The 21818-nt window shown below is 45.6% G+C and carries 19 protein-coding genes; 12 read left to right on the top strand and 7 right to left on the bottom strand.

Annotated elements, in window-relative coordinates; translation table 11 throughout:
* Positions 1 to 69 precede the first annotated feature (69 nt).
* The 4 genes from L5L94_RS17075 (at position 70) to L5L94_RS17060 (ending at position 5494) form a co-directional block, all read left to right on the top strand.
* On the top strand, positions 70 to 2160 hold the full coding sequence (locus tag L5L94_RS17075; protein ID WP_263164219.1) for a TonB-dependent hemoglobin/transferrin/lactoferrin family receptor: 2091 nt from the start codon (positions 70 to 72) through the stop codon (positions 2158 to 2160).
* A 35-nt stretch (positions 2161 to 2195) separates the two neighbouring features.
* On the top strand, positions 2196 to 2777 hold the full coding sequence (gene hutX / locus L5L94_RS17070) for a heme utilization cystosolic carrier protein HutX (RefSeq protein WP_263164217.1): 582 nt from the start codon (positions 2196 to 2198) through the stop codon (positions 2775 to 2777).
* Positions 2778 to 2813: 36 nt separating this feature from the next.
* Complete coding sequence (gene hutZ, locus L5L94_RS17065) at positions 2814 to 3371, top strand: heme utilization protein HutZ (protein WP_263164215.1); 558 nt, start codon at positions 2814 to 2816, stop codon at positions 3369 to 3371.
* A gap of 218 nt (positions 3372 to 3589) precedes the next feature.
* Positions 3590 to 5494 carry an ABC transporter transmembrane domain-containing protein gene (locus tag L5L94_RS17060; RefSeq protein WP_263164213.1) on the top strand — a complete coding sequence of 635 codons (1905 nt, stop codon included), beginning with the start codon at positions 3590 to 3592 and terminating at the stop codon, positions 5492 to 5494.
* A gap of 97 nt (positions 5495 to 5591) precedes the next feature.
* On the opposite strand, the gene L5L94_RS17055 is transcribed toward L5L94_RS17060, so the two are convergent.
* The 3 genes from L5L94_RS17055 to L5L94_RS17045 form a co-directional block, all read right to left on the bottom strand.
* Positions 5592 to 7193 (bottom strand): AMP-binding protein, encoded by a 1602-nt coding sequence (locus L5L94_RS17055; protein WP_263164212.1) that lies wholly within the window; start codon positions 7191 to 7193, stop codon positions 5592 to 5594.
* A 522-nt stretch (positions 7194 to 7715) separates the two neighbouring features.
* A complete protein-coding gene (ccoG, locus tag L5L94_RS17050) occupies positions 7716 to 9188 on the bottom strand; it encodes a cytochrome c oxidase accessory protein CcoG (protein ID WP_263164210.1) in 1473 nt (490 codons plus the stop codon).
* A 172-nt stretch (positions 9189 to 9360) separates the two neighbouring features.
* On the bottom strand, positions 9361 to 10821 hold the full coding sequence (locus L5L94_RS17045; RefSeq protein ID WP_105250005.1) for a sigma-54 interaction domain-containing protein: 1461 nt from the start codon (positions 10819 to 10821) through the stop codon (positions 9361 to 9363).
* 368 nt (positions 10822 to 11189) lie between these two features.
* Here L5L94_RS17045 and L5L94_RS17040 point away from each other — a divergent pair, with 368 nt between their 5' ends.
* Positions 11190 to 13766: a TonB-dependent receptor plug domain-containing protein gene (locus L5L94_RS17040; protein WP_263164260.1), complete on the top strand. Its 2577-nt coding sequence runs from the start codon at positions 11190 to 11192 to the stop codon at positions 13764 to 13766.
* Between the two features lie 141 nt (positions 13767 to 13907).
* Here L5L94_RS17040 and L5L94_RS17035 read toward each other — a convergent pair whose 3' ends face one another.
* A complete protein-coding gene (locus tag L5L94_RS17035) occupies positions 13908 to 14459 on the bottom strand; it encodes a thioredoxin family protein (RefSeq protein ID WP_113939891.1) in 552 nt (183 codons plus the stop codon).
* A 277-nt stretch (positions 14460 to 14736) separates the two neighbouring features.
* On the opposite strand from L5L94_RS17035, the gene L5L94_RS17030 reads away from it, so the two are divergent.
* Positions 14737 to 15351 carry a LysE family translocator gene (locus L5L94_RS17030; protein WP_105250002.1) on the top strand — a complete coding sequence of 205 codons (615 nt, stop codon included), beginning with the start codon at positions 14737 to 14739 and terminating at the stop codon, positions 15349 to 15351.
* A gap of 92 nt (positions 15352 to 15443) precedes the next feature.
* Here the strand turns inward: L5L94_RS17030 and L5L94_RS17025 are convergent, their stop codons facing one another.
* Both L5L94_RS17025 and L5L94_RS17020 read right to left on the bottom strand, forming a co-directional pair.
* On the bottom strand, positions 15444 to 15764 hold the full coding sequence (locus L5L94_RS17025; protein WP_263164208.1) for a DUF3144 domain-containing protein: 321 nt from the start codon (positions 15762 to 15764) through the stop codon (positions 15444 to 15446).
* Between the two features lie 74 nt (positions 15765 to 15838).
* The gene (locus L5L94_RS17020; protein ID WP_028761538.1) at positions 15839 to 16402 is read right to left on the bottom strand and encodes a Tfp pilus assembly protein FimT/FimU; all 564 of its coding nucleotides are present in this window, start codon (positions 16400 to 16402) and stop codon (positions 15839 to 15841) included.
* A 187-nt stretch (positions 16403 to 16589) separates the two neighbouring features.
* Between L5L94_RS17020 and ung the strand changes: the two genes are divergently transcribed.
* Entirely contained in the window at positions 16590 to 17255 is a 666-nt protein-coding gene (gene ung, locus L5L94_RS17015) for a uracil-DNA glycosylase (RefSeq protein WP_028761537.1), read from the top strand.
* Positions 17256 to 17337: 82 nt separating this feature from the next.
* Here ung and ispB read toward each other — a convergent pair whose 3' ends face one another.
* Positions 17338 to 18309, bottom strand: coding sequence for an octaprenyl diphosphate synthase (gene ispB, locus L5L94_RS17010; protein WP_049821790.1), 972 nt, complete (start codon positions 18307 to 18309; stop codon positions 17338 to 17340).
* Between the two features lie 272 nt (positions 18310 to 18581).
* Here ispB and rplU point away from each other — a divergent pair, with 272 nt between their 5' ends.
* The 5 genes from rplU to L5L94_RS16985 all read left to right on the top strand — a co-directional run bounded on the left by rplU (position 18582) and on the right by L5L94_RS16985 (position 21805).
* Positions 18582 to 18893 (top strand): 50S ribosomal protein L21, encoded by a 312-nt coding sequence (gene rplU / locus L5L94_RS17005; protein ID WP_006080526.1) that lies wholly within the window; start codon positions 18582 to 18584, stop codon positions 18891 to 18893.
* Between the two features lie 14 nt (positions 18894 to 18907).
* On the top strand, positions 18908 to 19162 hold the full coding sequence (gene rpmA / locus L5L94_RS17000) for a 50S ribosomal protein L27 (protein WP_006080527.1): 255 nt from the start codon (positions 18908 to 18910) through the stop codon (positions 19160 to 19162).
* 214 nt (positions 19163 to 19376) lie between these two features.
* On the top strand, positions 19377 to 20546 hold the full coding sequence (gene cgtA, locus L5L94_RS16995) for an Obg family GTPase CgtA (RefSeq protein WP_105250000.1): 1170 nt from the start codon (positions 19377 to 19379) through the stop codon (positions 20544 to 20546).
* Between the two features lie 27 nt (positions 20547 to 20573).
* Positions 20574 to 21335 carry a threonine/serine exporter family protein gene (locus L5L94_RS16990; protein WP_113939893.1) on the top strand — a complete coding sequence of 254 codons (762 nt, stop codon included), beginning with the start codon at positions 20574 to 20576 and terminating at the stop codon, positions 21333 to 21335.
* Positions 21332 to 21805 (top strand): threonine/serine exporter family protein, encoded by a 474-nt coding sequence (locus L5L94_RS16985; protein ID WP_113939894.1) that lies wholly within the window; start codon positions 21332 to 21334, stop codon positions 21803 to 21805. The genes L5L94_RS16990 and L5L94_RS16985 overlap by 4 nt, the downstream gene beginning before the upstream one ends.
* Positions 21806 to 21818 lie beyond the last annotated feature (13 nt).

The following is a 21818-nucleotide window of genomic DNA, read 5'->3' as shown; positions in this document are numbered from 1 at the left end:
CAGGAAAGAGAGTCTAGGCTCAGTATTAAATTGCACGGAAACACCTGAATATCACTTGAGGATGAAGAGATGAAAAAAAAGCCGTTAGTGATCGCCATGGCGATAGCACTGAGTGGTACGGCCCTAAGTTTTACGTTAGCGGCAGAGGAAAGTGTTAAGCCCGTTGTTCAACAGGATGCGAATAAAAAACTGGTCACGACTGAATTTGATGAAGTATTGGTGAGTGCAACACGCATCAGTGAAAAAGCCTCCGAAACCAGCCGTAGCGTGGCAGTGGTGGATGAAGAGCAACTTACGGTCGCCCAAGCATCATCAGTTGCTAATGCCCTTAAAAATGAGGCGAATATTACGTTGACTAATGGCCCAAGAGCTTCATCTCAAGGGGTTGAAATCCGTGGTTTAAGTGGCGATCGTGTGTTGCAAACAATTGACGGTGCAAGACAAAATACCAGCTCTGGTCACAGAGGTACCTACTTTATGGACCCAGAGTTGCTCAAATCCATCGAAGTGCTGCGCGGCCCTGCCAGTAGCTTGTGGGGCAGTGGTGCCCTCGGTGGCGTCGTAGCGCAGAATACTAAGTCGGCACAAGATTTTTTAGCGCAAGATGAGACCTTTGGTGGCTATTTCAAACAAGGTTATGAGACCAATGGCTCCCGCACTAAAACCAGTGGTGCTATCTATGGTCAACAAGACAGCATCGATTGGTTACTCAATGGTTCCTATTACGATTCAAACAATATAAAAACCGGTAATGATGAAACTCTAAACAACAGTGCATCCCAAGGCAGCAGTGGTTTAGCTAAATTCGGTTGGCAAGCCGACGAGGCATCACGGTTAGAGTTATCTGCAAGAGCCAGCAAAAACAATGAATTAGTACCGAGCAATCCTTCTGCTGCTGTGAGTAGTTCAGTGCCTTTGGTGCGCCGCAAGACTGACGATCAAAACCTCACCCTAAACTACAGTCTCAATCCTGCTAATAACCCGTATCTGGATACTAAGATGCAAGTGTATTGGAACAGTACCGACTACGATGAAGACCGTATTACGAAAGGTCAGCAAGACAGTACTGAGTTCCGCACTGTGGGGATTAACCTTAATAACAGTTCGCGTTTAGGCAATACTCTGTTGACCTACGGGGTCGATGGTTTTCGCGATACCATAGAAACGACGCGTGATGATTCGGGCCAAGTGGGCCAGCGTCCAGAGAATATCGATGGCGAAACCACAGTATGGGGCGCTTTTACGCGTGCGGATATCGAGCTGACTAAGACGTTAAATCTTGATGCGGGTCTGCGTTATGACAGCTTTAAAAATGACAGCCATAATCTCAACTTATCCTCAGATGACAATGAGTTATCACCATCGCTTGGCTTGGTGTGGCAGACTCAGCCTTGGTTGACCTTAAGTGCCCGTTACGATCAAGCCTTCCGCGCACCTACGGTAGAGGAAATGTTCTCCAGCGGCACCCACTATTGCATCCCGCCAATCCCCGGATTTTTACCCCAAGGTTTATGTAACACCTTCGCGGTGAATTCGGATCTAAAAGCAGAGACTGCGCGCAATAAAGAAATTAAAGCGGACTTACGTTTCAGTGAGTTAGCGGGTGATGATGAACTGGCGCTAACGTTTAACGTTTTCCGTAACGATGTGGACGATTTTATCGTGCAGCAAGTATCTAATCCTTGGCGTGGCATTCCTGGATTCGAGCAAACGACCTCATGGAATAACGTTGAAGATGCACGTTTAACAGGTTTTGAAATTAGCGGTCGTTACCGTATTGGCCAAACTCGCTTAGCGATGAATTACGGCCAAACCCATGGCGAAGATCGTCAAACGGGCGATGATATAGAAGGTATACCCGCCAATAAGTTCAATGTCGATTTATCCCAAGGCATTATGGAAGGTGACATGAAACTCGGCACTCGCGTCACTTATGTGGCGACTCAGTCGAATACGCCTGACGGCTTTAAAGTGGCGAAATACGACGATTACACCCTATGGGATGTGTATGTTGCGTGGGAGCCGACTATGGGCGCGATGGCGGGTGTGAGAGTGGATTTCGCAATCGAAAATATCGGTGATGAGAAGTATCAACAAGCGTGGCAAACCTTGTATCAACCGGGTCGTAATATGAAGTTATCGGCGCGATATATGTTCTAAGCCACTCAATAGTCACTACCGCTGGAGACAGTAAAATGAAGATGACACTCGATACCGAGCTCGATGTCGCGCCAGATTTAAGCTCTGAGCAACGTCAGCTAAGTGAGCTACAGGCGCAATTGCGACAACGATTTGAACAACAAGCTGATTTAATGCCAGCACAGCTCGCCAGTGAATTAGGCATTGCCGAGCTTGAAGTGGTTGCAGCGCTGCCGCCCGAACAAGTGGTGTTTGTTCCGTTAACTCAGCTCGATACCTTACTGCAAGCCTTACCCAAATGGGGAAAGTTAACCACTATTGTGATGTTATCTGGCAGCGTATTTGAATTTAAAGGGGATTTCCCCGAGGGAAAATACGCCCACGGTTATTACAACCTCTACAGCAAGGGGGACGGTTTGCATGGTCATCTCAAATTAGATGACATGAGTGGTATCGCCTTGATCAGCAGACCTTTTAGAGGCAGCGAGAGCCATTCGATTAACTTTTTCGGCAGTGAAGGTGAGGTAGTGTTCAAAGTGTATTTAGGCCGTGATAAACAAAGAGCACTGTTTCCTGAGCAAGTTCGCCAATTTAAAGCGCTCGCGACTGCCTTTGCCTCGGTGCAATCACACCTCTGAATTGAGCATTAACAAAAGTATTAAGGAAAACAGTAAATGAAACCTGAAATTACCGAACAAGAACAACGTTTAAGAGACAAACTCTTACCCGAAATCGAAGCCTTTAAACAGCAGCGCGAGACCTTGCAACTGGCCACCATTGGCACAGATGGCCAGCCGAATGCGAGCTATGCGCCCTTTGCTCTGGCTGATGATGGTTTTTATATTTTGGTGAGTGACTTAGCCCGTCACGGTCATAATTTAAAGCACTCATCTAAGATCTCTGTGATGTTAGTTGAAGACGAAACTGCGGCCAAATCGGTTTTTGCCCGCAAGCGTTTAACCTTCGATGCGATTGCCGAGGCAGTGCCCCGCGATACGCCCGCCTTCAGCAAAGGTGTTGGTGTGTTATCGGCACGTTTTGGCGAAATGTCCGATAACCTTGCGGCGTTAACCGATTTTAACTTATATAAGCTCGCGCCCCATCAGGGTCTTTACGTCAAAGGTTTTGGCCAAGCATTTAGCCTGAGCGGCGCAGAGTTGTTAGATGTGGATTGGAAGCGCGATGGCCACCACGGCACGCCAAAAACGCCGGAAAACAAGCAAGTCGCTTAAGCCGCGTCAAGCTATTGTAATAAAACAAACCCGCACTCGCTGCGGGTTTGTTTTATGCTTTTCTTTTGAGTAAAACCACACAGCCCTTGAATTCCACTGCAAGAGGTAGCATCTCACTTATATGCTTTAAGTAATGCTGCGCGGTTAACGGCTGCAGATGATCCCATTCATGCTGATGTTATATTTGAATTGCCTTACCTACCTCAAGGATGCCACCCGTGACCGAGCCGACAGCCGAACTAGCCAAATCATCTGAACCCATTAAAGCGGGGGCTGAGCCATTGCCCGAAAAGTTAATTCCAGTCATGCCTACAACAAGCGCTGATGCATCAAAGGCTAAATGGACCTCGGCGCAGCAAAGATCGGTATTGCCTTGGATTATGGGTTTTCTTAAACCCTACAAACTGAAAGTTGTCGCGGCGATTATCTGCTTGATTATAGGGTCGCTCGCTTGGTTATCATTGGGCCAAGGTGTGCGCTTGATGGTCGATGAAGGCTTTGTAAGGGACAATGCGCAGCGGCTGAATGAAATCATACTGTTAGTGCTCGGAATTACCGCCGTCAGTGGCACAGCGGTGTTTTGCCGCTTCTATTTGATGACTTGGCTTGGTGAGCGGGTCAGCGCCGATATTCGTCTCACTGTTTACAATCAACTGCTTAAACTTTCTCCCGCCTTTTACGCTAAGGTGCGCACCGGTGAAGTGATCTCCCGTTTTACCGCCGATTCTACTTTGCTACAAACTGTGGTGGGTTCGAGTCTTTCCATGGCGCTGCGCTCTAGCGTAACTGTGCTTGGTGGTTTAGTCATGATGGGTATCACTAGCGTTAAGATGACATTGCTGGTGTTGTTGGCGGTGCCCTTAGTGTTAGGGCCGGTGATCTTTTTTGGTCGCAAAGTACGTGTGTTAGCACGGGAAAGCCAAGATAGGGTTGCGGATCTCGGCGCTTATGTTGATGAAACACTTCATGAAATTCATACGGTACAAGCCTATGGGCATGAAGATAAAGACCGTAGCTTGTTCAATCGCCGCGTCGAAGATGTCATGTCTGCGGCCAGTGGCCGGATCCGTTACCGTGCCTTATTGATCTCAACCGTGATGTTTTTAAGTATCGCCGCAATTGCTATGGTGACTTGGGTCGGTGCCCACGATGTGATGGCGGGTAAGATGACGGGCGGTGAGTTATCTGCCTTTATGTTTTACGCTGTCATGGTCGCGGGCGCAGTAGCGACCATTAGCGAAGTGATAGGCGAGATCCAGCGGGCTTCTGGCGCCGCCGAACGTTTAATCGAACTGGCTGAAACGCAAGTGGATATTCCCGTTGCAACTCATCCTGTGACTTTGCCCGCCAAGGTCAGTGGGGAGTTAATGATTGAAGGACTCAATTTTGCCTATCCAAAGCATGATGTCTTAGTGCTAAAACAGCTCAATATGGCTATTGCCGCGGGTGAACGGGTTGCCTTAGTCGGGCCAAGTGGCGCGGGTAAAAGTACCTTGTTCCAGTTATTGCAACGCTTTTACGTGCCTAGCGCTGGCAGTATTCGACTGGAAGGTATTGATATTGCTAATCTTCTGCCGCAGGAGTTGCGGTCGCAGTTTGCTCTAGTGCCGCAGGACTCGGTAATTTTTGCGACTAGCGTACTTGAAAACGTGCGTTATGGTCGAGTCGATGCCACCGAGCAAGAAGTGATAGATGCCTGTATTGCGGCCCGTGCCCACGAGTTTATTAGCGAGTTTACTGAAGGTTATCAAACCTATTTAGGTGAGCGTGGTGTGCGGCTTTCTGGTGGACAAAAGCAACGTATTGCCATTGCGCGGGCGATTTTAGCCAACAGACCGATATTGTTACTCGATGAAGCGACCAGCGCTTTAGATGCGGTAAGCGAGCAGAAAGTGAAGCAAGCGCTGGATGTATTGATGGCGGGTAAAACGACTTTGATTATTGCTCACCGTTTATCGACGGTAATCAATGCCGATAGGATTTTTGTGTTTGATAAGGGCGAGATTGTCGCCAGCGGTCGCCACCAAGAGTTAATGCAATCTAATGCGTTATATCGTGAATTTGCCAGTCTGCAATTGTTAACCGAAGAGGCCAATGCCAGCGCCTTGAATGAGACCGTGTAGGTAAAATAAAACCCAGTTGCTAGCTGAAACGCTCAGGCTAGCTTACTGGGTCTTTTATTGTGTTTTTGTTTCTTAGCTTTGCCTTTAAATGCGTTTTTTAAGCTTTATCTTTTAGCTCGCGGCGCAAAACTTTGCCGACGGTACTTTTAGGTAATTGCGCCATAAATTCAATCACTTTTGGCAATTTATAGGCGGTTAACTGCTCGCGGCAATAGGTTAGAATGGCCTCTTTAGCCTGTTGATGATCTTGGCTATCATCCTTTAGCACGATAAAGGCTTTAACCGCTTCGCCCGAGTGCTCATCTTTTACTCCCACCACGGCGCATTCGATCACATTAGGGTGGCTCGCTAGGACGTTTTCCACTTCGTTGGGATAGACATTAAAACCTGAGACTATGATCATATCTTTTTTACGATCAACTATTTGGTGGAAACCTTCCGCTGTTGCTATGGCAATATCCCCAGTTTTGAAGAAGCCATCTTGAGTCATAGCATTGGCGGTTTCCTGCGGATTATTCCAATATCCCCGCATGACTTGTGGGCCGCGTGCGGCTAATTCTCCGGCCGTACCTAAGGGCACTTCAATGTCGTTTTCATCTAAGAGTTTAACCTCAGTGCCAATAACAGGTTTACCAATAGTGCCTAGTTTTTGATAACCGGGTGCATTGAGTGAAATCACCGGCGAAGTTTCAGATAGCCCATAACCTTCACTGATCATGTTGCCTGTCGTCTGTTGCCAAATGTTGGCCGCCGCGGCCGTCAGTGCTGTGCCGCCCGAGATGGTGATTTTTAAATGGCTAAAGTCGAGTGCTTTAAACTCGGGTTGATGGCATAGGGCGACAAACAGAGTATTGAGTCCCGCAAATCCAGTGAAGGGATATTTGGCGAGTGTCTTAATTAAGCCGCTAATATCCCGTGGATTTGGAATTAATACCGAGCAGCCGCCACACTCGAAATACAGCACTAAGTTCACCATAAATGCATAAATATGGTAAATCGGTAGCGGTGCAACGAAGATATCTTCCCCTTCGGTGATCACGCTCGCGATGCGGGATTTTACCTGCGCCGCATTAGCGAGCATATTGCCGTGGGTCAACATAGCACCTTTAGATAATCCAGTGGTGCCGCCCGTATATTGCAACGCCGAGAGGTCGTCGAGATTTGAGATAAATCGGCTAAAGGGGAGTTCTGCGCCTTGTTTTAAAATTTGGCAAAACTCCACATTCTTCAGGCCTGTCTTAGGCTGTACGTGCGGATCGATCAAATCTAAAGGGTGGGTTGAAATGACATATTCTATTTTGGTGCTGTCGATGACTTTGGCTAAGGTCGGTAATAGATCGGATAAAACCACGATCGCTTTGGCACCAGAATCATTGAACTGATGGATGAGCTCACGCTCGGTATACAGGGGATTAGTGTTAACTAAGATAAGCCCAGCCCTGATTGCGCCGTAGGCCGCGATGACAAATTGGGTGATATTAGGCAATTGAATGGCGATGCGATCGCCCGGTTTGAGTGTGGTCTTATTTTGTAAATAGGCGGCAAAGTAACGAGAATCGCGTTCTATCTCGTTAAAACTGCTGGTTTTACCGAGACAGGCATAGGCGGGTTTATCACCGTAACGCAGGCTGGTTTTCTCGATCAGATCGACCAGTGATGAGTAGTTTAGTTTGAGTTGAGAGTCTTGATCGTATGCCATGCTGAACTACCTCAAAGATGATGTTTATTAGTTGTTATTATTTTGGAGTTAAACAGGTGTTTAGATTAGAGGGTGTTAGCACTAGAGGTCAATGCTTATTGCGAAAAACATCTTTATGCCAATAACGGTATCTTTATGTAACAAATAGTATTTTTACTCTAAAGCTGAGTGCTTAACTATAGCTTAGTTATCTTAGAAGCTTAGTTATCTAATGAACCACAAAACCTAAATAAGAGTTTAAGGAAAGACAATTTAAAATTTGTAACCGTTATGTTTCTAAGGATTAAGATTGAATGTGCTCAATTTGCTTTGTCTATGCGCCGTTTAACGGGGGAAATTTTCAGCTTTGTAGGTGTTTAAGGTTTGATTCCGATGTATGAGACGTTAAAGATATGGTTGTCTTTGGGGATGAATTTCTGCCTTTAACCAGCGCTTGAGTTGATTCCTCAAGCGCCGATTGGGTAGTTAATCTGATGATGACCAATGTTACGGTAACTCATATTAAGCGCTAAAAGCCCAGTGCTAGGGACTGAAGAATCCGGTTTCTTGGCTCACTTGTTGTGTTGGTTGTTTAACATCCGTCACCGAGAATTGGATAATTTTGCGCCCCGAGGGGATAGCATCCTTATCGGCTAATACAGTGACGGGATAGTCGACTTGTTCACCCGCTGCCAAGGTAATAATAGGATCGGCAATCAAGCTAAAGGGCATTTCACTGTCGACGGCGAGTTGATACTGCTTAGTATCTTGCGTCTTGTTGCGGATCTTTAGCTGATAGGTATTTTCAACTTTATTATCTGAGGTTTCACGGTACAAGCTTTGGCGATCACGGATCACGTTAAGCTGGATCTCGCTGCGGCTATTTAAGTCTAACCCTATGACGATAAACATGATAATGACCGCTGCACCGTAGCCTAAGAAACGCGGCGAGCGCCAATAGGAGTAATTTACTCCCTTAAGATCATTTTCACTCATATAACCGATAAGATTCTGCTTGTAATCGAACTTCAACATAGTCTCATTACAGGCATCGACACAGGCGCCACAGTTAATGCACTCATATTGCAAGCCGTTACGAATATCTATCCCTGTTGGGCACACTTCGACACATAAATTACAGTCAACACAGTCACCTAAAGTATGGTTATCTTGATTGTTCTCTTGTTTACGTTTGCGAGGGCCACGGGCTTCACCGCGCTGTGCATCATAGGTCACGGTTTTAGTGTTGGCATCGAACATCACAGCTTGGAAACGTGAATAGGGGCAGCAATGTAAGCACATTTGCTCGCGCATCCAGCCTGCATTGAGATAAGTACAAATGGCGAAAAACCACACCCAGCTTGTCACCCAGAAGCTGGCATTACTCGTCAAGATGTCCACATAAAGTTCGCGGGCGGGAATAAAATAACCGATAAAACCACAGCCAGTGAGCAGAGCTGTTAGACCCCAAAGTAGGTGTTTTGCACTTCTTTTACCGATTTTACTGCTAGTCCAAGGGGCTTTATCGAGCTGCTTACGTTTATTACTGCTGCCTTCGATGCGCGTTTCTATCCACACATAGATAAAGGTCCAAGCTGTTTGTGGGCAAAGGTAACCGCACCAAACACGCCCCCAAAATACGGTAATGAAAAACAGACCGAAGGCGGCGGCGATAAAAATCCATGCCAGCAAGGTAAAGTCCTGTGGCCAGAGCGTGATACCAAAGAAAAAAAACTGTTGTTGGCTGATATCTAACAGTATTGCTTGGCGGCCATCAATAGAGATAAACGGCAGGGCGAAAAACATCACGATCAATAGGCTATTCATCATGGTTCGCAGGCGCTGAAAATCACCTTTTTGCTCACGGAAATGGATATTGCCAGAGGGGAGACTACTCTTTGCTGCGGTTTCAGTAGAGAGGTTTTTAACCGGAATGTGTAGCTCTACTGAGGCAGGTTTCGCGCCCACACTCTTATTTACACTTGGAGAATTTGGGGTAACTTCGCTCTTGGGCATAAAGGGTCCTAACGGCTTAAATAAGATTCGCCTCCCTATAGCAAGCGCTAGGCCAAGTTTTGAATGATTCAACCTTATGATATATATGGTTATTTTGTGATTAAAGCCAGATAAAGATCACGATATATCACACATTGGCGATATATCGCGTTTTTAGTGTGCTCGTTTTGAATTAGATTTCACTCGATTGACGCTGGATCCCCAGTTTTTTCATTCGCGATCTCAGTGTACTTGCGGGCACACCGAGGACATTCGCTGCGCCGAGTGGGCCGGATATGCGCCAGTTTAAGCGCTTAAGGGTTTGTTCTATATGCAGCGCTTCCGCTTCTGCTAAGGTTTGCCCTTGGGTTTGAGCTAAGGGATTATTGCTCGGCATAGCGTGGATCTGCAGAATATCTCCTTGGGATAGAATGGCTTCGCGTTCGAGGATATTTTGCAGTTCGCGCACATTGCCGGGCCAAGTATAAGCCATGAGTTTTTGTAGCCCCTTTTGGCTCACTCCACGGATTTTTTTACCTAGCTTACGATTCAAGTTGTGCAGAATATGGCTGACGAGTTCGGGAATATCTTCGATTCTTGCGCGCAGTGGTGGTACTTGAATAGGGAATACATTCAAACGGTAATAGAGATCCATCCTAAATAATCCCTGTTCGACTCGCTTGAGTAAATCGTGGTGACTGGCGGCGACTAAGCGAATATCCACTTGAATGGTTTCGCTGCCACCGAGACGTTCAAAGGATTGTTCTTGGATGACTCGCAGTAGTTTTGATTGGGCTTCTAAACTGAGTTCAGCGACTTCGTCGAGGAACAGTGTGCCTTGATGAGCAAGTTCGAAGCGACCTTTACGGCGGCTTGTGGCGCCAGTAAATGCCCCCTTCTCGTGGCCAAAGAGTTCACTTTCTAGTAAAGATGCCGAAAAGGCGGCACAGTTGACACTGATCATGGGTTTATCTTTGCGGCGACTGAGCTGATGTAAGTTACGGGCAACGAGTTCTTTTCCTGTGCCATTTTCACCACAAATGAGCACAGTACTGTCGGTATTGGCCACCATGTGCAATTGCTGGATCATATGGCGGATCACTGTACTAGCACCCGAAATATCCACATCACCCGTTTTATCTGCCAGCTCTGCCTGTAGATAATGATTTTCAGAGGCGAGTCGCTCCGAGAGCGCTTGTACTTGGGCTAGTGCTTGGCGTAATGACTGCTCTGTTTGTTTTTGAATACTAATGTCGCGAAATATCGCGACTACGCCAATCAGTTGATTGTCACGGTAAACAGGGGTGGAACTGTAATGAACGGGGAAGCTACTGCCATCTTTACGCCAAAATACATCGTGGGTGATTTCTCGGGTGATCCCATCCTTTAAGGTGTTGTAAATTGGACAATCCTCTTGGGGATAATGACTGCCATCTGCATGACTGTGATGATGGCAGTTATGGATGTTTTTACCGAGTAGCTCTTCATTCTTCCAACCCGTCATGCGTTCGGCTGCCGGATTGATAAACACCGCATTACCGCTTAAATCAAATCCATAAATACCTTCGCCGACAGCGTTGAGCAGTAACTGGTTTTCCGGTAAGAAATGCTTATCTATCGATTTTTCATTATTGACTGAAATCTTATTGGTCATCTGTCTTACTCTGGTTTTGGCGGTATTTTCTGAGTATACCTTAAGTACTGTGACGCGATATATCGTGTTTTTTATTATGCCCTTTAAGCATTTTTTCTTTGGTGATTTTTCTGCTCACACTTTTTGCCGTTCGAGTACATTTTACTTGGTGCCATACTCTAAAAAATATTTTCATCTAAGAAATTGATATAAAAGATAAATGACTAATATTCATTCAAAAGTCTGATTTAACATTGGATATTGTTTAATTTATGTTATAAAAATGTTTGTGCAATGTAATTTGTGTTGGCCGTGGTAGCAAGGTTTAGGGACGAGAATCGCACAAAGCAGGTCAGGTATTCTAAAAATAATAAGCAGTTGGGATGAATATGATGACCTCAAAGAAGCAGAAGTTTGGATTAAGTGCAGTGAGTTTGGCGATTACTCTAGCCTTGTCTGGTAGTTTAATCAGTCCGCAGGCAATAGCAGAAGAAGATGAGACGGCTGTTAAAAATGAGAACGTTGAAAAAATTGCAGTTGTAGGGTCCCGTGCTGCGCCACGCTCAATCGGCGATTCCCCCGTTCCTATTGATATTATTAGTAGTGACGACCTTAAAAAGAATGGTTCGACTGACATGATTGATATGTTAGTGACTTCGGTGCCATCGTTTAACTCACGCGCTCAACCCATTAGTGATGCAGCAACCTTAGTTCGTCCCGTTAATTTACGGGGTTTGCCATCAGACAGTACGCTAGTGCTAGTCAACGGTAAGCGTCGTCACCGTGCATCTGTGATTGCGTTCCAAGGTGGTGGTATTAACGATGGCGCTCAAGGTCCTGATATCTCAGTTATTCCTGGTTCTGCATTAAAGCAAGTTGAAGTATTGCGCGACGGCGCTGCGGCGCAGTATGGGTCGGATGCGATTGCCGGAGTCATGAACTTTGTTTTAAAAGATAATTCCGAGGGTGGTTCCATCACTGTGACCCAAGGAGAATATTACGAGGGTGATGGTGCTACAACTACGGTCGAAGGTGATGTCGGTTTACCTGTGACTGAAAATGGCTTCGTCAATTTAAGCTTCCAGTATAAAAATGCTGACTCCACTAGCCGTAGTGTGCAGCGTCCTGATGCGGCTAACTTAGCCGAGCAGGGTAATACCGCGATTAATGACCCCGCACAAGTGTGGGGTAATCCTGAGATTAATGATGACTATTCAGTGTTCATCAACTCAGGCTTAGACATTAATGCCAATATGCATGCCTATGCCTTTGGTAATCTGTCTTCCCGCGATGCCGTGGGAGGCTTCTATTATCGTTACCCGCAAAATCGTAGCAATGTGTATTCCAATGATGGTGGTCAGAATTTACTTGTGGGCGCTGTAAATGGTGATCCATCAACATGTGGACTCGTACCGATCCCTAAAAATGCTGATGGAAGTGACGGCAACGTACTCGACACTGATGCATACAAGGCGATGGTTGCCGACCCAAATTGCTTTGCTATGAACCAGATATTTCCAGGTGGCTATACGCCACAGTTCACCGGCACCATTGAAGATATGTCCTTCTTCGCAGGTGTAAAAGGCGATATCGGTGAATGGAATTATGATTTCAGTGCTGGTACTGGGGCGAACAAAGCCAGTTTTGGTCTTAAAAATTCGTTGAATCCATCACTAGGATTAGACACTCCGACCGATTTTGATACGGGGGCTTATGAGCAAGTTGAAACTACCGTTAACCTCGATTTCTCGCGCTTCATAACCTTAGGAGGCATTGAAGACATTAGTTTTGCTTCTGGTTTTGAATGGCGAAATGAGTCGTTTGAGATTTCTCAAGGTGATGAAGCCTCGTGGATTGCTGGCCCTTATGCTAGTCAAGGTTTCAACATTGGTGCGCATGGTTTTAAAGGCTTTGGCCCAGAGTCTGCGGGTAAAAACTCACGTCATAACATAGGTATTTATACTGATTTAGAAGCTTATTTAAGTGATGACTGGTTACTCGGTTTAGCACTGCGCTACGAAGACTTTTCAACCTTTGGTGATACGTTAAATTACAAATTGACGTTGCAGTATTCTGCAACGGATGAATTGTCGTTCCGCGCCTCACACAGCACCGGCTTTCGTGCTCCAACGGTTGGCCAAGAAAACGTGGTGAATACCCAGACATCGATCATCGATGGTGAATTGATCCAGACCTTTATTGCCCCCCCAACCGATCCGCTTGCGGCATTTTACGGTGGTGAAGTGTTAAAGCCAGAAGAGTCGATTAGTTATGCGATTGGGGCTGTATATGAGTACGAAAGCTTCTTCTTAACGGTCGATTACTACAACATTGGCGTAGAGGGCCGTATTGCACAGTCGAGTAAGATTGATGTTGAGGCTACAGATTATGATGCCTTACGTGCCGCAGGGGTTGAGTTCCCTGAGTTGATCCAAGGCGTGAGCTATTACACCAATGACTTTGATACTACGACTCAAGGTATCGATATCGTCGCCTCCTATGATGCGGAAATCCTATCGGGTAATGCTAAATTCAGTCTTGCCTATGGTTGGACCGATACCAGCGTTGATAAGTTTGATCTTAAAACGACCGATGCGGGTAAAGTTTGTCGATTAGAAGATGGTATCCCAGCGCACCGTGCCACCTTAACTTGGGCACAGTCATGGGACAAGGTAACCCTGTCACTACGTGGTAACTATTTTGGTGAGTACTATGCGACTCACGCTGATGATACCTCTGACTGGGGCTCTGAAATGGCTGATGCTGCAGTGACCGTCGATCTTGAAATGAGCTATCAATTACTTGATGGCTTAACCTTGGCGGTGGGGGCTAATAATCTATTTGATCAAGAAGCGCAAAAGCTGAAAGAAGGGACCTTGGGTGAACTCGGTGGCGTTTATTATGAAAGTGGGCCATTCGATTACAACGGCGGTTTCTACTATGGTCGAGTGAATTACCGTTTTTAATGAGTAAGCCAATTTATAGAAGCGATTTCTAACCCACCTTTCAAGAAATTTGGCTTTTATAAATAGAAGTGAAGTAAGCAAAAAGGCTGCAATGCAGCCTTTTTTATTCGTATTTGACTCGTCCTAAATATGGTTTAGTGCTTAGTTACGATTCGTTTGCGCGGCAACTAAACCATTTAACACATCACTCATACTGAGTTTTGATGGCAATAGAATCCCATTAGGGGCGCTTGGACCATAAATTTTATTGTAGGGCGTGCCGGGCACTCCTTCATGGCGCATATAGGTTTCAATCGTTTTATTCGCCTCACTCCAGTTACCTTGCATCAGGATGATATTGTCGGCCATCAAGGCATTTACAATTTGCTCCCTGTGGGTGACTTCCGCTTTATTCGTTTGGCAGATGGTGCACCAATCAGAGGTAATATCGACAAAGACGGTATAGCCTTGGGCAACCAGAGGCGCGATTTTCTCTGGGGCTAAGGTGTGCCATTGTAGTTTTTGATAGGCTTGGTAATCCTCGCTTTTGTGCACAAATCCAATAATAGCACTGAGCCCTAAGGCGAAAAATCCCAGCACAAAAATCACCGTCAGCGGTATGGTTTTACCTTTTTGTCTTTGCCAAAGCAGTAATAAGATCGCACCTATTAATAGGCAAAGAATAAAAATACTGATCAGCGTTATAGTGTTCATAAAATTTCCTGATTGAGAATCGCCTTTGTGATAATAGCGATGAAGGCTTAGGTATTAAGGTTTGGCTATAAAGACTTAGGTTAACGCTAATCTTAGCGGTTAACGGCTTAAATCAGTGTGAATTTATGGGATTATCGCGTTTGGGGTTCTCTTAAATGACTGTTCATTTATTGAAAATGGATTTATTAGCGTTAACGCCTTGATGACGCGATGTTAGAATAGCAAGCAAGTTTAAGGCCCAGCAGTGGGCTTTTTTATTCGGCGAAAGGTGTCATCAATGAGTTGGAGTACTTGGTTAGGTTTATTGGCTATTTGTTGTTTGGGGGCTATGTCGCCGGGCCCAAGTTTGACTATGGTAGTACGTCATACTTTAGGTGGTGGGCGGGGAAAGGGTATCGTTTGTGCTTGGGCACACTCGATAGGGATTGGGATCTATGCGCTGGTGACGTTACTGGGCTTAGCCGTAGTCCTTAAAAAGGCGCCCTTAGTCTTTAATGGCATTGCGATTCTCGGTGCCTTATACCTTGCTTGGATGGGAGTTCAAGCGCTGCGTTCCAATGGCGGTATGCAAGCTAAATTGGCTGCAGGGGAGGCGACAGATACCTTAACCGCAGCCCGTGATGGTATTGCTATTTCTTTATTCAACCCTAAGATAATGCTATTTTTTCTTGCGTTATTCAGCCAATTTGTGATGGTCGCCGACAGCATGACGGCTAAAGCATTAATTGTTTTTACACCGTTAGTGGTCGATGGTCTTTGGTACACCTTGATAGCCTTATTGCTATCCCACTCGAGTGTGTTGCCTAAGTTGAGAGAAAAAGCGGGGTTAATTGATAAGTTGTCCGGCGTAGTATTGATATTGCTGGCGATCCGTGTGGTGTACACGCTTTAGTGATCTATCTAAAATCATTGGTTTTAAATAACAAACACGCCATCAATCGATGGCGTGTTTGTTTATGGCTATGCATTTAAATCAAGGCGTGATTAGCCTTTAAACATTTGCACAGAATTATCAGCTTCTTCTGCCACACTTTCTTGGATAATGGGTGGATTGGCAATGTGGTCGTCTAAGTTGTCACTCAGCATTTCTTTGAATTCACTGCTAAACCATTCTAATGCGCTCTCTTTTTCAGCACCGAGATCCGCTGATTTAATCGCGGCTTCGAAGGCATTAAAACGTGCTGCGGCAAAACGGAGTGCTGTGCCAACTTTACCTACATCTGCTTCTTGTTGGCTTAGCTGATTGGCTAAGGCAATAAACTGATCGGCAAGTTCGTAAATGGTGGTGGTGCTCGTGTCGGTCATGGCGTTCACTCTAAAAAAGTAACAGATTAAAGTTCGATTCTAACTTAATTGGTGTAAGAAGGAATCGTCAGGCATTAACTATTGGGATCTGTGTCGGTAATGACGACTCCTGTATGGGAGTCATAATTAATCGACAGTTTATCGTTTGTTCGATACAAATAAGTGCACTGGCCAGGATCGGTATAACTGGCTTTATAGTCGGTTTCAGTCGCATCAATATTCAAGCGCGAGACACTTGGCTGGGCATTTTGAAATAATACTTCCCATACCGATATACAGTCTTCAACATTATCGAGTGCCGGAGAGGCCTCATTGCCATGGATATAGTGTTGTGCTGGCCAACCGAAGGCGTTGAAATCTATTTGTTCGGATTGTGCCGTACCAAATACGGGTAAATCCTCTTTTGGACCTGAGCCCACTTTTACAGCCCATACGGAACGTGCCAGATTGATGGCTGATTTAAAGCCTCCGCCTGCCGCTTTAACTGTTGCAATTTGAGCATCTTGTTGCACATTGATAAATTTTGGCAGGGCCACTACGGCTAAAATACCGAGCACTATGATGACCACCACAAGTTCAATTAAGGTGAAACCCGTTTGATGTCTTTGAATTGATTTATCAGAATGTTGGATCATCATTACGTATCAGAGTGTGCGAGAATGGGCGCACTATATCACTTAATTTCGAATGTTTTAAATTGAAAGTCTTAACGTGAGACCTAGCAAGTTTAGTGGTATTACTTAGCGGCAGGTAAGGTCTGCAAACTTGCCATACTACTACAGGACTTTTAAGCTAACCCGATTATAGAATTGAGGAAGTAAAATAGTGACTCAGGCGACATGGCAAACATTTATCGATGAGCAAAGAGCTTTGCCTTATTTTCAGCAACTAAGCGCATTTGTTGACAATGAACGCAGGGCTGGGAAAGTGGTTTATCCACCCGAAGTTGATGTTTTCAATGCTTTTAGTATGACGCCCCTTGAACAAGTCAGAGTGGTTTTGATTGGCCAAGATCCCTATCACGGCCCAGATCAAGCCCATGGTTTATGTTTTTCGGTTAAATGCGGGATAAAACCACCGCCATCTTTAGCCAATATGTACAAAGAATTAGCGACGGATATTGACGGTTTTGTTGTGCCATCCCATGGCGATTTATCCGCATGGGCGGAGCAGGGGATATTGATGCTCAATACGGTGCTGACCGTTGAGCAAGGCAAGGCGCATTCCCATGCCAAAGCCGGGTGGGAAGTCTTTACGACTGCGGTGCTGGAATTATTAAATCGGCAGACTCAGCCGATTATTTTCGTGCTTTGGGGTAGTCATGCCATTAAAAAGGGCCAAGTCGTTAACGCACCGCAACATCAAGTGCTCACAGGACCACATCCTTCACCTTTATCGGCTTATCGCGGTTTTTTTGGTTGTGGGCATTTCTCTCAAGTGAATCAATTATTGCTTGAGCGAGGCGAAACGCCGATCCTTTGGCAGGTTTGATTTTAGGATTGCGGTTAAAGCAATAAAAAAGGTCTTACTGAGTAAGACCTTATTTTTGGGGCGAAATTACATTAGTTAGCAATCAGTGGTTTCTGTCGACCGAAATCTTAGCTAGCGTTACTAAGGCTTGCTTATAGTCGCTATCGGGTAAAGCAGATAATGCCGCGATCGCTTTCTCTGATTCTTCAATTGCTTTTTGTTGGGTGTAGTTTAACGCGCCGCAATGGTGCAGTGCTGCTACGATTTTATCTATGGCCTGAGTACCATCACCTTGTTCAATTGCTTGACGTATGAGCTGTTTCTCTTCGTCTGTGCCATGGGCAATGGCATAGATGAGTGGCAGAGTCGGTTTACCTTCGGCAAGGTCATCACCGATATTCTTACCTAGCTCGTCACTGTCGGCGGTATAGTCGAGTAAGTCGTCGGTAAGCTGAAAGGCGGTGCCGAGATACTTACCATAGTTGCCTAAGGCGGTTTCTTGCTCAGGCGTTGCACCTGCTAGCACGCCCGCGAGTAGCGTCGCGGCTTCAAATAACTTGGCTGTTTTGCAATAAATGACCCGCATATAGCTTTCTTCAGTGGTGTCAGGGTCATTGCAATTCATTAGCTGTAAGACTTCGCCCTCGGCCAACACGTTAGTCGTATCAGCTAACACTCTGAGCACTTTCATGTTGTCAAGTTCGGTCATCATCTGGAATGAGCGGGTATAAAGGAAATCCCCGACTAGCACACTGGCACTATTGCCAAACAGTGCATTGGCGGTTTCTCGTCCGCGGCGTAACGTCGATTCATCAACTACATCATCATGGAGCAATGAGGCTGTATGGATAAACTCAATAATCGCCGCTAGCTTAAGATGTGCTTCGCCTTCGTAGCTCACTGCTCGTGCGGCTAAAACCGACAGCAGAGGACGAAGACGTTTACCACCACCATTAATAATGTAAAAACCTAATTGATTAATTAGGGCGACATCTGATTCAAGCTGTTTATATATCAGCTGATTGACTGCTTGCATATCAGTGTCAGCCAGTTGACGAATAGCGTTTAAATCCATAATAGACTCTGGTTGTGGGGTCATTACGTTCCCGGCCCCTGTTTAGGCTCACGTGTTATAATGAAATGAATTTTACCTAAAATTCTGACATATGACAGCACTAGCTCAACTAATGTGAGAGTTAATCCGGTCTTTTTTTATTCTTTCCTAATTAGGGCTTGCCAGAGTTTGATTCTTCGCGTAAACTCCGCGCCCATTGTCAATAAAGTTTTTGTAGCACCCTGCCTCATCCAAGAATGAGCCCGCGTGTTAGGAATTGGAGTAAAATAGCTATGTACGCTGTTTTTCAAAGTGGTGGTAAACAACACCGTGTAGCTGAAGGCCACACAGTACGTTTAGAAAAGTTAGAAGTTGCAACTGGCGAAACTATCGAGTTCGATCAAGTTCTTTTGATCGCTGATGGCGAAACAGTGCATGTTGGTGCTCCTTTAGTAGCTGGCGGTAAAGTCGTTGCTGAAGTTGTAAGTCACGGTCGTGGCGATAAAGTTACTATCGTTAAGTTCCGTCGTCGTAAGCACCACGACAAGAAAATGGGCCACCGTCAGTGGTTCACTGAAGTTAAAATTACTGCTATCAACGCATAATAGGAGTCTAACTCATGGCACATAAAAAAGCTGGCGGTTCTACTCGTAACGGCCGCGATTCAGAAAGTAAACGTCTAGGTGTTAAGCGCTTTGGCGGTGAATCAGTTCTAGCTGGTAACATTATTGTTCGTCAACGTGGTACTAAATTCCACGCTGGTGTAAACGTAGGTATTGGTCGTGACCATACTCTGTTTGCTCTGACTGACGGTAAAGTTAAATTCGAAGTTAAAGGCGCTAATAACCGTAAGTTTATTAGCATCGAAGCTTAACTTTCGAACCTAGCTTATACTGTTAAAGCCCCGCCATTGGTGGGGCTTTCTGTTTTTTGTGCTTCTATTTACGCCGTGTAGATGCTTGAGTTGGTAAATGATTACCAAGAATGAGCATTGACAGGTAAGATTGGGAGCAAAGTATCTCGAGTTTTTTGGCGACCAATGAAGTTAGACGGTATAATTGCTTCATTCAGTGGTGCCAGGAGTAAGTATGAAGTTTGTCGATGAGGCAGTAATTAGGGTCGAAGCAGGCGACGGCGGTAGCGGTTGTGTTAGCTTTAGGCGCGAAAAGTATGTACCTGATGGTGGTCCTGATGGTGGTGATGGTGGCGACGGTGGCAGTGTTTTCCTGCAAGCTGACGAAAACTTCAACACTTTGATCGAGTTCCGTTTTGAACGTTTTCACATGGCTGAACGTGGCGAAAATGGTCGTGGCCGTGATTGTACTGGTCATAGCGGTAAAGATCTGATCTTAAAAGTTCCTGTTGGTACTCGCGCGGTCGATCATGATACTGAAGAAGTCCTTGGGGATTTAACAACCCACGGTCAAAAGCTATTGGTTGCCAAAGGTGGTTTCCATGGTTTAGGTAACACCCGTTTTAAGAGCAGTACTAACCGTGCTCCACGTCAAAAGACGTTAGGGACACCTGGTGAAGTTCGTAGCCTTAAATTAGAGTTGTTACTGCTGGCTGACGTTGGTTTGCTTGGCATGCCTAACGCGGGTAAGTCGACATTCATTCGTGCGGTTTCCCGTGCAACGCCGAAAGTGGCTGATTATCCGTTTACAACACTGGTGCCTAACTTAGGTGTGGTTAATCCACGTCCTGGGCAAAGCTTTGTGATTGCGGACATTCCTGGTCTCATCGAAGGCGCTGCCGATGGTGCGGGTTTAGGTATTCGCTTCTTAAAGCATCTTGAGCGTTGTCGTATTCTGCTGCACATCATAGATATTGAGCCGATTGACGGAACCGATCCGGTTGAGTCTGCGCGCGCTATCGTAGGTGAGCTTGAGAAATATTCTCCAAAGTTGGCGAGTAAGCCGCGTTGGTTAGTCTTTAACAAAACCGATCTGCTGCTTGAAGAAGAGCTGCAAGAGAAGGTTGATCGTATCGTTAAAGAAATGGGTTGGGAAGGCGATGTTTATACTATCTCCGCCTATAACCGCGACGGTACCAGTGAGTTGGCATTAAAACTCCTCGATTACATTGCGAGTCTTCCACCTGAAGACAATGAAGTCGACCCAGATAGTGAAGTTGAGTTCAAGTGGGATAATTATCATCAAGCAAACCTTGATTCATTGAATGAAGACTATGTTGATGAAGATGATGATGATGACTTTGATGATGACGACTACGACGTAGAAGTTATTTACCAAAGATAATAGTAATCTTTGAGTTTTGAGAGTTCTGTGTACGCTGATACTCAAAATGATATTACTCGGCAAGTTGTGCGTGCTGCACAATTGCTACTGGCCTACGGCGCGGAATCTGATTTAGTTGAAGAAATCAGCCAGCGTCTAGGTCAGGCTTTAGGTCTTGCCAGCGTAGAACTCTCTATTTCCTCTAATTCCCTCGTGTTAACCAGTTTGGTTCATGGTCGCTGTATCACAACTACTCGTCGTATTCGTGAGCATGGCATTAACATGACAGTCGTCTGTGAATTACAACGTATCTGTTTACTCGCTGAAAAGGGGCTGTATGGCCCAAATGAAGTGCGTAAACGCTTGGCGCGGATTGAACCTAAAACCTATCCTCCTAGCTTAGTGGTATTCATGATTGGCCTGTCGTGCGCTAGCTTCTGTCATTTATTTAATGGCGATCTCACTGCATGCGTGATTACTTTTTTTGCCGCGGCAGTAGGTATGTCGGTCCGTTTAGCAATTGCTAAGCGGCATTTTAATTTATTAGTCAATTTTGCCATCACTGCTTTCGTCACCAGTATGCTGGCTCAAACGGGTTATTTGTTTGAGTTAAGTGAAACTCCTAAGGCTGCAATGGCCGCGAGTGTGCTGATGTTAGTGCCGGGTTTTCCGATGATTAATGCGATTTCCGACATGGTAAAAGGGCATATGAATGTCGGTATATCCCGCTGGGGTCATGCTACTTTACTGACCGTTTCTTCTGTGATTGGCATTACGATTGCGATGCAGATCGGCGGAATTTTCCTATGATGGAATTACTGATAACGCTGCTGCACGATGCTTTTTTCTCAGCAATTCCCGCCGTAGGATTTGCTATGGTATTTAATGTTCCTAAACGATTTCTTCCTTACTGCGCTTTAGCGGGAGCCATTGGCCATAGTTCCCGTACTTTAATGTTACAGTTTGGTCTGCCAATCGAGTGGGCAACCTTCGCCGCCGCGGCATTAGTAGGGATTATTACCATAGGGTTTGGTAAGCGCCACTTAGCGCCACCTTTAATGTATGCTGTCGCTGCGATTATTCCTATGATCCCAGGCACTTATGCATTTAATACTGTGATTGCCTTAGTGCAATTGACCGCTCAATCTCAAGTCAGTCCTGAACTGACGGGGCAAGTGATTAGTAATGGCCTCAAAACCGTCTTTATTCTAGGGGCGTTAGCCGTGGGTTTGGCCATGCCGAGTTTGCTGTATTTCAGGACCCGCCCCGTCATTCAATAATTCTATTTCTATA

This window comes from Shewanella sp. SM21 (assembly GCF_025654335.1).
In the GTDB taxonomy this organism is placed as follows: Bacteria; Pseudomonadota; Gammaproteobacteria; order Enterobacterales; family Shewanellaceae; genus Shewanella; species Shewanella oncorhynchi.
The sequence above is the reverse complement of the archived record's forward strand: the minus strand, read 5'-3'. Positions and strand labels throughout refer to the sequence as shown.